Raw genomic sequence first — 12873 nt, forward strand, 5'->3', positions numbered from 1 at the left:
GACCCCATCAGGAGGGCAGGTCGCTCCCGTCGCCGTAGCGGGTGATGATGGACCGCCGCTCGGTTCCGTCCGCGTGGTACGTCAGGGTCTGCACGTCGATGCCGAACAACCGTGTCAGCTCGTCGTCGGCGAGCAGCTCGTTGGCGGGTCCGGACCGGACGTCGTCGACACCTCCCATGAGCACCACCGAGTCCGCGACGTAGAGCGCATGGTCGGGGTGGTGGGTGGTGAGCATGATGGACATGCCGTCGGCAACGATCTTGCGCAGGAGCGACAGGATCTGCGCCTGGTTGTGCAGGTCGAGCCCGGTGGACGGCTCGTCGAGCACGAGAACCGGCGCCTCCGAGGCGATCGCCCGTGCGATGAGCACCAGTTGCTGCTCGCCACCGCTCAGGGTGGGGAACTGTCGCTGCGCCAGGTGCTCGACGCCGATCCGCGCCATGGCGTCGAACCCGGCCGTCCGGTCGTCGCGCCCCGGTGTTCCGAACAGGCTCACCTGACGCACCCGCCCCATGACCACCATGTCGAGCGCGCGGTATGCGAACGCGCCGCCGCGTGCCTGCGGCACGAAGCCGACGACGCCGTTGTGCCGGACGCTGCCCTCCCGCGGCGTCAGCAGTCCGGCGGCGCATCGAGCGAGCGTGGTCTTGCCACGACCGTTCGGTCCCAGCACCGCGGTGATCGACCCGGGCGGGACGCCCAAGCTCACGTGTCGGAAGACCCACCCGGTCGGGCCGTAGGCGTACCCGACGTCGTCGAGTTCAAGCATGGTCCCAGATCCGGTCCCGGTTGCGGCGCAGCAGCCAGAAGAACACCGGTGCGCCGATCAGCGCGGTCAGCACGCCGAGCGGGATCTCTCCACCACTGGCCGTGCGTGCCACGGTGTCGATGACGACCAGGTAGACCGCGCCCACGAGGAACGAGACCGGGAGCAGCACCCGGTGGTCCGGACCCACCCATATCCGGGCCAGGTGCGGGATGACCAGGCCGACCCAGCCGACCACGCCGCTCACGGCCACGGCTCCGGCGACGACGAGGGCGCTCGCCAGGAGAATCACCCAGCGCATCCGGCCCGGACGCAGCCCCACGGACGTTGCCTCCTCGTCCCCCAGGGAGAGCACGTTGATCCGCCAGCGCAGCAGCAGTAGCACCGCCGCACCGCCGAGGATCGGCGCGACCGCGACGGCGACCTTCGCGAAGGTGGCGGTGGCGAGGCTGCCCAGCAGCCAGAAGACGATGGCCGGCAGGGTGGTGAGGGGATCGGCGAAGTACGTGACCAGACCGACGAGGGCGGAGAAGAACGACCCCACCACCACGCCGCCGAGCACCACCATGAGCATCGGAGTGCCCGACCGACCCATTGTGAGCACGAACAGCAGTCCGAGGGCAGCCAGGCCGAACGCGAAGGCACCACCCACGAGGAAGAACGACCCGAGGCCGAGGAACAGCGCCAGCGCACCACCGAGGGACGCGCCCGCCGAGACGCCGATGATCTCCGGGCTGACCAACGGGTTGCGGAACGTCGCCTGCAGTGCCGCGCCGGCGATGCCGAGCCCCCCGCCGACGAGCACCGCAAGAAGGATGCGCGGCAACCGGATCAGGACGACGACGGTGCGCTCGGGGTCGGTGAAGTCCCCGCCGGTCGGCAGGACCTCCGCGCCGAGGATCTGCAGCACGTGCCACGCGGACACGCTGAAACGCCCGAGGGACATGGCGACGACGGCAACGACGACCAGCGCCACCGCCGCGACCATGATCTGCACGACGCCCCCCACCCGTCCCGGAGCCGCCAGGCGGGTTGGGCGTTCAGCCTCACGAAGCACGAAACTGTCCGTAGCTCGCGGACGATGCGTTGATGTCCAGACGCAGGATCGAGTCGACCTGCGAGGGGGTGGGCGCCATTCCGTAGAAGAACTGGTAGTCGTCGTCGATCTTCGCCCGGAGGTCGGTGGTCTCGCCACCGGGGAACGCCACGGCGGACAGCCAGTTCCACATCAGTGGCGACTCGTGGCTCGGCGGGTCCCAGCGGTAGCCTCCCAACGGAACCTTGTAGACGCGACGCGACGCCACCGCCGAGACGTCCTTCCACCGGGGGTCGCCGTAGATGTCGTCGGGCATGCCGTCGTCGAAGTTGCCCACCAACACGATGTCGGGGTCCCAGCTCAGCACCTGTTCGAGGCCGACCTCGGTTGCGCCCTTGACGGAGGACGCCGCGTTCTCGCATCCCACGAGGCGGATGTACTCGTCGTTGAACGTCTCGGTCCCCATCACCATCAGACCCTCGGCGAAGCGCAGGAAGTACAACACCGTGGGCTTCGTGCCGGTGCGCCGACGCGCCACCTCGGCGATGTCGTCCCGATCACCCTCGAGGCGGGACGCCATCGCCTTTCCGCGGGCGGGCTTGCCCAGCATCTGCGAGAACATGGCCAGCCAGGTTTCGACGTCGTCGAGCGTGCCGTACTCGACGCCCAGCACCGGCAGGTGGGCGTTCTCCAGCGGCTTGATGATCTCGTCACCCTGGCTCGACCACTGCACCACGACATCCGGATTCAGCTCGAGGACGCTCTCGATGTTCGGCGCGAAGGTCTCGCTGGCGACGTCGTGCTCGACGTCGAGCACGTCCGGGAAGAAAGAGGCCAGCACGCTGTCGCGTGCGGCGGTCCAGGAAAAGTCGTTCATCCCGACCAGGTGCTCGACGCTCTGGTCCACCGCGATGACGATGGCTGCGGCGGGAAAGGGGATGGTCACGATGCGCTTCGCGGGCCCGTCCAGACGCAGCACCGAGCCGCGCTGGTCCGTCACCGACACCCCGCTCGACGTCGGCTTGTCCACCGACTTCCCACAGGCCGCGAGCAGGGTGATTCCGCCCAGTGCGACGGCTCCCTTCATCAGGGTTCTGCGGGGCAGTGCCTCCGGCTGGGAGTTCATCGCTGGTCCTTTAGTCAGGTGCCCAAAAGGGCGGCCGGTCCTTTGTGCAGGTTTCCTTCATTGACGATGCGCAGATGTCGCGCGGTGAAGTCACGCAGGTAGCGGACTTGCCGGTAGCTCAAGACGTCACAGACCCACTCCCAGTGCATGGAGACCCAATCCCCCTCGGTCACGTCGTCCATCAGGCTCGTTCCGTCGACCGAGCGCTGGACCGTCTCGGTCATCAGATCTCCGAACGCGAGGGTCCGGCCGTCCCAGACCAGCGGCGTCGACTCCACCACCACCTGGTCCCCCTGGACCGCCAGGACCTTGCCCCAGCGGATGCGGCACTGGTCGAGCACCGTCAAGGCATGGGCGGCCTTGCGCCCGTCACTGAGCAGGCCGGTCCACGGGTAGATGCAGAAGACCACGAAGCTGTGGTGCGGGACGCCCCCGGCGACCACGCTCTCGGTGAGCGCGGAGAAGCCGGGGCCGGCCCGATACCGAAACCGTTCCTCCATCGAGTTGCCGATCGCTCGGGTCGAGACCTGGTTGAGCCGGGAGTTACCCACCCAGTAGGCGTCCACGACCCGACGATCGAGGGGATCGTCCAGACCCAACTCCGCGGCGATGAGCTGCAGGTACGGCCACGCTCCGGCGAACTGCTGAGACAACGCCCTCAGGCCGCGCTCGTCCTTGCCGGTCACCCCGTGCTCGAAGAACGACTGATGATCATTGGGACCGCAGTAACCGTGGGAGTTCGGCGGGAACGCGTAGCGGGCAAACAGGACCGGCCCGGAGACCGGTGTCCGTCCGGGCGGACGGGATGTGAGCAGGTCAGCCATCTCGCTCACGACCCACCATCTCCAGGCCACTCATCGCCTCGGCCGCGGCGACCTCGTCGACGGTCTCGAGCGCGAAACCCATGTTGATGAGCACCCAGGTCTCCGTCGCGGGAGGGTCGTCGAGCATGCCGATGTTGATCTTGCGCTGTGTCCTCGACGTCGACGAGCGCCAGCTGGCCGGCGTACCCGTCGAGACTTCGACGACCTTGCCGGGGATTCCGAGACACATGGTCAGTTCCTCCAATCACGGCCGTCGTGACGGCGATCACATCGCGTGTTGTCCACAGTAGGCCCATTTGACGGCCCGCGCGGGTCCTGCGACTCGGGCGACGAGACCATGCATGCCCACCTCGTTCACGGCGTCCCCGCGCCGTTCGGTGACGCACCCCAGCCGGTCGACCTGGCCTCCGTCCAGCCGTCGCACACCCACTCCCAGCGCAGCGCGAGGACCTCGCCCGGCGCGACGTCGTCACCGCGCCGTTGATGGCGAGGCCACCGATGGAGCCCCCGGGAAGAACATTCGACGCACGACGAACGAGTCCTTGAGAAGGCGATGCGCGCGTCGACGATGCCGAGCACCGCGGAGTTCGAGCGCGGCGGCCGCGGCGTCGGTGTGCGCCGGGAGCAAGAGCTGCTCGATGAGCTCGCCCGAAATCGCCCCCGCCACCACCGTGACCCACGACGATCTGCGGCAAGTCCCGCAGCGGCATCCGCCTGCGGCTGCCTCAGCGAGGCCGCGACCAACTCGTGGGCCGCTGACCAGGGAAGTCTCAGGTGGCGGATACCTAGTCTGACAATTCGTAGGAATCGTCAGTCTTTCCTGCATCTCGACAGCATTGTGTCGAGATGCAAGCAAGATTGACGGAATCTCCGCCGGCTACTTGACGAATCCCGCCCTCGCAGGCGGCGCTCGTCAAAGTACGCGCAACGCGGCAGAAGAGTGCGGTTGTACTTACGGGTGCCAGTCGTGTGCGGCGGCCCATTGTTCGGCGAGCGCCATCAGGAGCGGCTGCACAGTTGCCTTCATCTGGCCGTAGACGTACAGGTCCGGGCACTCCTGGGCGAGGCGCAGTTTGAAGCGACCCCATGAATCACGGTGGTCGTCGTTGGCTCGCAGGAAGTCACGAAAGAGCAGGGCGTATCGCGTTGTCTCGCGATGTGCCTCCCGGACGTGGATATTGACCGACCTGCCGCCGACCGGTGGGGCGAAGACTCGCTTGGGATGCTCGGTCGTCCCGAGCGTTTCGACGCGATTCCACTGCTCCGGTCGCTCCCGATATCCCGCGTTGGCGAGGGGGCGAAGGTCTGTGTCCGGGAGGCTCTCGACGCGAACCATCAGGTCGATGCAGTCCTTGGCGGGTAGACCGGGCACCGAGGTCGAGCCGATGTGGTCGGTCGCCTTCGCCCCTGGAAGCGACCGTGCTAGCCACGCCGCCATCTCCACGCCTTCGGTGGCCCACCCAGGTTGGTACTCAACTACCTCCAGGTTCTGAGAAAACGGCTCGTCAGGGAAGGGCACCGGCACAGTCTCCCAGAGGCACGCTCATCGGCATGTCCGGACGTCCCGGAAGCCGATCGTCTAGCGGGGCTGTGATGTCCGGTCGGCCAGCAGCAGGGGCAAGCCAGCCCTGAGCCAACTTTTTGAACTGGGCCTGGCTTCAAAATTTTGACTGCATCTCGACAAGAGAGTGTCGAGATGCAGGAGAGATTGACGAACTTCGCGTGGGCTACTTGCCGAACTGCCTCCTCGTGGCCGACTCGGTCAAAGTAGGCGGCTCGGCGTCGGGGGGAGCTATGCCGCCTCCTGCCCCGTATGAGGTCCCCGTCTCGGGATCGTCTCCGGACGGCTCTCATGCCGAGTGCGCAGTTACTTCCCCGGCAGGGCTGCGTCACAGCGGACCGGTCGACTCAGCAAGCGGGCAGCGCCGAGGCCAGGTAGGTCTTCGTCTTGGTCTTGTGGCCCTTGACCGCGAGCAGGACTGTGATCGTGGTCGACTCCGGGTAATACCAGGTCCCAGACGAGAACGGCTTGAGCCGGAAGCCGGGGTGCCAGCCGAAGTCGGTGCCGGCCTGCTGGCTGCCCTGCTCGATCGAGCCCTCGAAGTGCCCCTTGGTCTTGGCCCGCTTGGGGGTGACCCGCTCGTTGATGAGTTTCCCGACCGCGTCGTAGCAGGCTTGGTACTTCACGCCGCCCACCTTGAGCTGAGTGCCATAGGCGTACCTCGCGCTGTTGGCGCGCGGGGCGGCGTCCTCCGCGGCGGCCGACGCAGCGGGCGAGACGGCGGCTGTGAGCGAGGTGGCGGCGAAAACGGCGAGGGCGGTGCGGGCGAGCGTCATGATGATCCTGACGGTGGGAGGGGCGAATAGGGGCAAGATACCCCGGTTCGGCGTTGGCAAACCGGGGGTCTGAGCGCGTGTGAGCCCGCCGGATTTCTACCCAGCAGAGCGCTACTCCTCCCACCACGCCACGGGACTTCATCCAGAGCGCCGGGTGCACAACGGACAGCCAGTGGGCAACCCGCTCCGGTCGCCGATCGGTCACCAGCGCGATCCTGACCGGGATGAGTCGCCGAGTCGCTTTCCGGTCTTGGCAGAGTCGTCGGGCGATGCCGTGGAAATCGATCGCGCCGGGCACCGAGAGCGTCCTAGCATCTTGAGGTGGCGTTGCGACTCCAAGCGGTGACCTTCGACGTGGCCGATGCGTCGGCGGTTGCGGCGTTCTGGGCCGGGCTGCTCGATCGGGATGTCCTCGTAGAGTCCCGCGGCGCACTGGTGCCGGGTGACGAGATGCAGGTGGGGCTCAGGTTCGTGTCCTCCGACGCTGAACAGATCGGACCGCGACTACTGCACCTCCACCTGACCAGTAGCAGCCCGGCGGACCAGCAGCGGACCGTCGAAACGGTGCTGCGCCTTGGAGGTAGGCATATCGACGTGGGTCAGGAGCCCGATGACGACTTCGTCGTGCTTGCCGACCCGGGTGGGAACGAGCTATGTGTGATTGGGTCGGGCAACAACTTTCTGGCCGGCACTGGCCATCTGGGCGAGGTCACCTGTAGCGGAACCAGGAATGTCGGCGTGTTCTGGCGCGATGCACTGAGCTGGCCGCTGGTGTGGGACGAGAACGAGGAGACCGCGGTGCAGTCGCCGCTCGGCGGCACGAAGGTCTCGTGGGGCGGCCCGCCGGTCGAACCCCAGCACGGACCGAACCGGCAGCGCTTCGACCTGGTCACTGATGACCTCAGCGGCGAGACGGACCGGCTCATCTCGCTCGGCGCCACCCGCCTTGGCGCCCTCGCTGACGGTATCGAGCTCACCGACGTGGACGGCAACAAGTTCGGCCTGCACACAGCCTGACCGTCCAGGCAACGACTTCTGGAGTGACCCTCTTGTCATCGGAGCCGTGACCGAAGAGGGAACCGCGTCCGGCGACCCCCGCGCCGGCCGAGCCGACAGGCGCGCTCGTCCCGCGCGGGATCCGCTTGCGGGCCGTCGCAACGTGGAGCTTGGACGGAAGCCGTCGAGGTATCGGTAGCGCAAGGCAGCGACGTCGCCCACAGACGGCATCATGCTCGACCAGCCGAGGGTTTCCGAGGGCTCCGGGTCAGTCAGTAGATCTTCGTGCCGTCCCGCATCTCGCGGATGGGTCAAGGTGTCCGAGATGCCGGGCTGTCTCGAGGCACCGTCAGAGACGCAACCCGACATAACGTCGCCTTGAAACAAAGGTGACCGGTTTTGAAAAATAGGCTGCATCTCGACACATTGATGGTCAGTGCGCCATGTCGACGAAGCGCGAGTAGTGACCCTGGAAGGCCACGGTCAGGTCGCGGGTAGGGCCGTTGCGGTGCTTGGCCACGATCAGGTCGGCCTCGCCGGGACGGGTCGACTCCTTCTCGTAGACGTCGTCGCGGTGGAGCAGGATCACCATGTCGGCGTCCTGCTCGAGCGAGCCGGACTCACGCAGGTCACTCATCATCGGGCGCTTGTCGCCGCGCTGCTCGGGACCACGGTTGAGCTGGGAGAGCGCGATGATCGGCACGCTGAGCTCCTTGGCCAGCAGCTTGATCTGCCGCGAGAACTCCGAGACCTCGAGCTGGCGGGACTCGACCTTCTTGCCCGAGCTCATCAGCTGCATGTAGTCGATGACGATGAGCCGCAGGTCGTGGCGCTGCTTGAGCCGGCGGGCCTTGGCCCGGATCTCCATCATCGTCATGTTCGGGGAGTCGTCGATGAACATCGGCGCGCTGGAGACCTCGCCCATCTTCTTGGCGAGCTTGTCCCAGTCGTCCTCGCTCATGTTGCCGTTGCGGATGTGGTTCAGCGGCACCTTCGCCTCGGCCGAGAGCAGGCGCATGGTGATCTCGGAGCGCGTCATCTCGAGGCTGAAGAAGACGCTGGTCATGTTGTTGTGGATCGACGCGGCCCTACATAAGTCTAGTGCCAAAGTCGACTTCCCCATGGCCGGGCGGGCCGCGACGATGATCATCTGGCCGGAGTGCAGACCGTTGGTGAGGTCGTCGAGGTCGGCGAAGCCGGTCGGGACGCCGTACAGGCCGGCCTCGCGGTTGCCGATGGCCTCGATCTCGTCGAGGACGCCGTTCATGATGTCGCTGAGCGGGGCGTAGTCCTCGGCCGTACGCCGGTCGGTGATCTTGTAGACCTCGGCCTGCGCCTGGTCGACCACGTCGTCGACCTGGCCCTCGCCGGCGTAGCCGATCTGCACGATCTTGGTGCCGGCGTCGACGAGGCGACGCAGGATCGACTTCTCGCGCACGATCTCGCCGTAGTAGGCAGCGTTGGCCGCGATCGGGACGTTGGCCGAGAGCGTGTGGAGGTACGGCGCGCCGCCGACCCGCTGCAGCTCGCCGCGCCGATGCAGCTCGGCGGCGACGGTGACCGGGTCCGCGGGCTCGCCGCGTCCGTAGAGGTCGATGATCGCGTCGTGGATGATCTCGTGGGCCGGGCGGTAGAAGTCGACGCCGCGGACCACCTCCGACACGTCGGCGATGGCGTCCTTGGAGAGCAGCATCGCGCCGAGCACGCTCTGCTCGGCGGCGGGGTCCTGCGGGGGCGTGCGGTCACCCGGGCGCGAGGTCGCCTCGCCGGGAGCGAACGGCGACGGGCCGTCGCCCCAGTGATCGTCGAACGTCACGTCTGGAGAGCCCTGCAGGTTGTCCTCGGTGACGCACATGCTGCTCCCTGGTTGCCGTCTCGTTGCAGGCTAGGCCCGGGCACCGACAGTCCCCGAGCCCGTCGGATCGCCGCCGTGTGATGGGGTGTCCGACCTTGCGGCCTCGCGGACGGTACGACGCCGCGGGCCCAACTCGTTAATGAGTTATCCACAGGGTCTGGGGATAACTCGGCCGGCCTTCTGGACGACACGCTGTTCTGTGTGCACGGGCTGGGGACAGCGTTGTGGACAACGTCGATCACTCCGCGTCGCGACGGTCTCTGACCTGCGTAAACACTGTTCACTGGGTGTGGAGGAGAAGAACTTGCCAGAAAGGTCTGTTCATCTTCTCGACATGTGGGCTTTGCCGGTTGCTTTGTCGACACGGCGTTGAGGCGACTCGACGACCCACAGGTTGGGCCCGATCATGCACAGGCAGGCGGGCGTCCACATGTAGGGATCATCACTCCCCTATGGTCATTACTCGCCGTACAGTCGCCTCATGACCGAACAGCTCGCCACCAGTCGGCGCAGGGAGATCGTCGGGCTGGCCGTGCCGGCGTTTCTCGCCCTGGTCGCCGAGCCGATGTTCCTGCTGGCCGACGCGGCCATCATCGGCCACCTGGGCACCAGCGAGCTGGCCGGTCTCGGCGTTGCGGCGGCGGTGCTGCAGACGCTGGTCGGCCTGTGCGTCTTCCTCGCCTACGGCACCACGGCGAGCGTCGCGCGTCGGCTCGGTGCCGGCGACGTGCGCGGCGCGCTCGGCCAGGGCGTCGACGGTCTCTGGCTGGCGATCCTCATCGGTGTCCCGGTGACCATCCTCGGCATGCTGCTCACGACACCGCTCGTCGAGGCTTTCGGCGCCGGCAGCGAGACGACCGGACACGCCGCGACGTACCTCCGGCTCGCCCTCCTCGGCACCACCCCGCTCCTGATGATGCTGGCCGCGACCGGTGTGCTGCGCGGCCTGCAGGACACCCGAACCCCGCTCGTCGTCGCGGTCGCCGGCAACGGGCTCAACATCGCGCTCAACCTGCTGCTCGTGTACGGCGTCGGCAGCATCAACGGTCTCGGCATCGCCGGCTCGGCCATCGGCACGGTGCTGGCCCAGGTTGCGTCGGCCGCCGCCCTCGTCTGGGTCGTGGTCCGCGCGGCCCGTCGCGAGAACGCGCCCCTGTCGCCCGACCGACCCGGCATCACCGCCGCAGCCCGCGCGGCCGTGCCGCTCGTCGTACGCACCCTGACCCTGCGCGCCGCCCTGCTCGTCACGACGTACGCCGTCGTGGTGGCCGGCCACGGCCGGGCGACCGAGCTCGCGACCCATCAGCTGGCCTTCACGATCTGGACCTTCCTGGCCTTCGCGCTCGATGCGCTGGCCATCGCGGCGCAGGCGATCACCGGCCGCTACCTCGGCGCCGGCGACGTCATCGGCACCCGCCAAGTCACCGCGCAGATGATCCGGTGGGGCATCGGCGCGGGCGTGGTCTGCGGCGTACTCCTCGCCGCCAGCAGCCCGCTCCTCGGCCCGCTCTTCAGCGACGACCCACGGGTCCACGACCTGCTCGTGCCGGTGCTCGTCGTGGCGGCGATCGGGCAGCCGGTCGCCGGCATCGTGTTCGTGCTCGACGGAGTGCTCATCGGTGCCGGTGACGGTCGCTACCTCGCCTGGGCCGGCGTGGTCGTGCTCGCCATGACCACCCCGGCGATCCTCGTCGCGGCATTCGTGACGCACTCGCTGGTGTGGGTGTGGATCGCGTTCACGGTCGTCTTCATGGGCGGCCGCTGCTGGCTGCTGACCCGGCGCGCGCGCGACGACGCCTGGCTGGTGACCGGCGCCTGACCAGCCAGCGCTGGCTAGTCTCACTCCCGTGAAGCCGCTGCAATCCGTCGCGATGGGGCTCGTGATCGTCGCGATCACCGCCCGCCTCGGGGGGTACGACGCGCTGCCGGACCCGCTCGGCTGGCTGCTCGTGATCAACGGGCTGCGCCGTCTGCCCGTGGCGTACCGCCAGCGCTCGACGATGGTCTGGCTGTGCGTGCTGGTGCTCGTCGTATCCGTGGTGCTGTGGTTCCCAGAGACCGGGACCTGGCTCGACGACCACGACGCCTCGTTGCGCTGGGCTGCCAACCTGCCGCAGGCGCTCGTGCTCGCGTGGTTCGCCCACACGCTGGCGGGCCAGGCCGTGCTCACCGACGCCAGGGCAGCCCGCTGGCTGCGCACCACCGCCACCCTGATCACGGTGACCGCGATGGCGCCGGTGCTGGTGTTCGGTGGCGGGATCGGCGCGCTCGAGGTGCCGTCGTACGTGCTGGCCGCCCTCGCCCTGCTGATGCTCATCTGGCTGTTGTTCGGCTACTCCGGTCGGGTGTGGGCGTCTCGCGAGGCGACATCCGCCGACGTTCGCTGAGACCCGGACACGCAGAACGGCCCGCCTCCCCCGAAGGGGCAGCGGGCCGTTCGCGTGTGGTGGAGCTGGGTCAGGCCGGGATGACGTTGAGGGCCACCGTGGCGAACACCTCGTCGTCGAGCTTGACCGAGACCTCGTGGTTGCCGAGCGCCTTGATCGAGTTGCCGACCACGATGGTCCGCTTGTCGACGGGCTCGCCCGACGCATCGGTCAGGGCGGTGGCGATGTCGGCCGAGGTGACGGCGCCGAACAGACGGCCGCTCTCGCCCGCGCGCACCTTGAGGGCAACCGGGTTGGCCTCGAGCTTCGCCTTGATCTGCACGGCGTGGTCGCGGTCACGGACCGCACGCGAGGTGCGGGCGGCCGTGATCGACTCGACGGTCTTCTCGGCGCCACGGGTCCAGCGGATCGCCACACCACGCGGGACGAGGTAGTTACGGCCGTAGCCGTCCTTGACCTCGACCACGTCGCCGGCGGCACCGAGCCCGGTCACTTCCTGGGTCAGGATGAGCTTCATTTCGTCAACTCTCCTTAACGACCGGTGGACGTGTAGGGCAGAAGCGCGACCTCGCGGGCGTTCTTGACTGCCATGGCCACGTCGCGCTGGTGCTGGACGCAGTTGCCGGTGACCCGACGCGCACGGATCTTGCCGCGGTCGGAGATGAACTTGCGGAGGAGAGTGGTGTCCTTGTAGTCGACACCGGTCGCCTTCTCCTTGCAGAACTGGCAAACCTTCTTCTTGGGCTTGCGAATCACTGCCTTGGCCATTGTGGTGCTCCCTTTCTAGAAGCCCGGCTCCGGTTGGTTACGGAGACGGAATGGTTGAGGTGTATTCGGATGGGTGCTGCTGGTTTCGAGACGGGCGCAGAGCGCCCTGCTCAACCCGGTGGGTCAGAACGGGGGCTCGTCGGACGAGCCGACACCCGGGGCCCCCCACGGGTCGGCCTGCTGGCCGCCCTGGTTGCCCTGGTTGCTCTGGCCGCCACCGACGGGAGCGGACTGGCCGCCCCCCTGGTTGCCGCCGAAGCCGCCCTGGGACCCGCCACCTTGCGGTGCCGGAGTGGCCCACGGGTCGTTGCCGGCCTGCTGCTGCTGGCCGCCACCGGAGTAGCCACCGCTGTCGCCACCCTGACGGGTGGTGCGGGTGACCTTCGCGGTCGCGTACTTCAGCGACGGACCGACCTCGTCGACGTCGATCTCCATGACGGTGCGCTTCTCACCTTCACGGGTTTCGTACTGACGCGACTTGAGCCGCCCCTGCACCACGACCCGCATCCCCTTCTGGAGGGACTCGGCGACGTTCTCTGCCGCCTGCCTCCAGATCGAGCAGGAGAGGAACAGCGCGTCGCCGTCCTTCCACTCGTTGGTCTGCCGGTCGAAGGTCCGCGGGGTCGACGCGATCCGGAAGTTCGCCACGGCCGCACCCGAGGGGGTGAAGCGCAGCTCCGGGTCGTCGACCAGGTTGCCGACCACGGTGATGACGGTCTCGCCTGCCATGTCAGGTGTCCTATCTGATCCTTGAATGTCTGCCGGTGGTCATCGTGTA

The 12873-nt window shown here is 67.7% G+C and carries 14 protein-coding genes; 3 read left to right on the plus strand and 11 right to left on the minus strand.

Annotation, left to right across the window (positions count from 1 at the left end; all coding sequences use genetic code 11):
• Window positions 1-7: 7 nt before the first annotated feature.
• The 7 genes from H4Q84_RS13455 to H4Q84_RS13485 all read right to left on the minus strand — a co-directional run bounded on the left by H4Q84_RS13455 (window position 8) and on the right by H4Q84_RS13485 (window position 6089).
• A complete protein-coding gene (locus H4Q84_RS13455) occupies window positions 8-769 on the minus strand; it encodes an ABC transporter ATP-binding protein (RefSeq protein WP_248579611.1) in 762 nt (253 codons plus the stop codon).
• Window positions 762-1754 (minus strand): iron ABC transporter permease, encoded by a 993-nt coding sequence (locus H4Q84_RS13460; RefSeq protein WP_248583647.1) that lies wholly within the window; start codon window positions 1752-1754, stop codon window positions 762-764. The genes H4Q84_RS13455 and H4Q84_RS13460 overlap by 8 nt, the downstream gene beginning before the upstream one ends.
• A 58-nt stretch (window positions 1755-1812) precedes the next feature.
• Complete coding sequence (locus H4Q84_RS13465; RefSeq protein ID WP_248579612.1) at window positions 1813-2928, minus strand: ABC transporter substrate-binding protein; 1116 nt, start codon at window positions 2926-2928, stop codon at window positions 1813-1815.
• Window positions 2929-2942: 14 nt separating this feature from the next.
• Window positions 2943-3752 carry a DUF6390 family protein gene (locus tag H4Q84_RS13470; RefSeq protein ID WP_248583648.1) on the minus strand — a complete coding sequence of 270 codons (810 nt, stop codon included), beginning with the start codon at window positions 3750-3752 and terminating at the stop codon, window positions 2943-2945.
• Window positions 3745-3981, minus strand: coding sequence for a HypC/HybG/HupF family hydrogenase formation chaperone (hypC, locus tag H4Q84_RS13475; RefSeq protein ID WP_248579613.1), 237 nt, complete (start codon window positions 3979-3981; stop codon window positions 3745-3747). The genes H4Q84_RS13470 and hypC overlap by 8 nt, the downstream gene beginning before the upstream one ends.
• Before the next feature lie 723 nt (window positions 3982-4704).
• Window positions 4705-5271, minus strand: coding sequence for a GrpB family protein (locus H4Q84_RS13480; protein ID WP_248579614.1), 567 nt, complete (start codon window positions 5269-5271; stop codon window positions 4705-4707).
• Between the two features lie 389 nt (window positions 5272-5660).
• Window positions 5661-6089 (minus strand): hypothetical protein, encoded by a 429-nt coding sequence (locus tag H4Q84_RS13485; protein WP_248579615.1) that lies wholly within the window; start codon window positions 6087-6089, stop codon window positions 5661-5663.
• Between the two features lie 321 nt (window positions 6090-6410).
• On the opposite strand from H4Q84_RS13485, the gene H4Q84_RS13490 reads away from it, so the two are divergent.
• A complete protein-coding gene (locus tag H4Q84_RS13490) occupies window positions 6411-7106 on the plus strand; it encodes a VOC family protein (RefSeq protein ID WP_248579616.1) in 696 nt (231 codons plus the stop codon).
• Between the two features lie 412 nt (window positions 7107-7518).
• On the opposite strand, the gene dnaB is transcribed toward H4Q84_RS13490, so the two are convergent.
• Window positions 7519-8940: a replicative DNA helicase gene (dnaB, locus tag H4Q84_RS13495; RefSeq protein ID WP_248579617.1), complete on the minus strand. Its 1422-nt coding sequence runs from the start codon at window positions 8938-8940 to the stop codon at window positions 7519-7521.
• Between the two features lie 481 nt (window positions 8941-9421).
• Here dnaB and H4Q84_RS13500 point away from each other — a divergent pair, with 481 nt between their 5' ends.
• Complete coding sequence (locus tag H4Q84_RS13500; RefSeq protein WP_248579618.1) at window positions 9422-10759, plus strand: MATE family efflux transporter; 1338 nt, start codon at window positions 9422-9424, stop codon at window positions 10757-10759.
• Between the two features lie 28 nt (window positions 10760-10787).
• Window positions 10788-11327, plus strand: coding sequence for a hypothetical protein (locus H4Q84_RS13505; RefSeq protein ID WP_248579619.1), 540 nt, complete (start codon window positions 10788-10790; stop codon window positions 11325-11327).
• Window positions 11328-11397: 70 nt separating this feature from the next.
• Here the strand turns inward: H4Q84_RS13505 and rplI are convergent, their stop codons facing one another.
• The 3 genes from rplI to H4Q84_RS13520 all read right to left on the minus strand — a co-directional run bounded on the left by rplI (window position 11398) and on the right by H4Q84_RS13520 (window position 12824).
• Window positions 11398-11844 (minus strand): 50S ribosomal protein L9, encoded by a 447-nt coding sequence (rplI, locus tag H4Q84_RS13510; protein ID WP_248579620.1) that lies wholly within the window; start codon window positions 11842-11844, stop codon window positions 11398-11400.
• Window positions 11845-11858: 14 nt separating this feature from the next.
• Window positions 11859-12095, minus strand: coding sequence for a 30S ribosomal protein S18 (gene rpsR, locus H4Q84_RS13515; protein ID WP_101525917.1), 237 nt, complete (start codon window positions 12093-12095; stop codon window positions 11859-11861).
• A 123-nt stretch (window positions 12096-12218) separates the two neighbouring features.
• On the minus strand, window positions 12219-12824 hold the full coding sequence (locus H4Q84_RS13520) for a single-stranded DNA-binding protein (RefSeq protein ID WP_248579621.1): 606 nt from the start codon (window positions 12822-12824) through the stop codon (window positions 12219-12221).
• Window positions 12825-12873 lie beyond the last annotated feature (49 nt).

This window comes from Nocardioides sp. InS609-2 (genome assembly GCF_023208195.1).
Classification (GTDB): Bacteria; Actinomycetota; Actinomycetes; order Propionibacteriales; family Nocardioidaceae; genus Nocardioides.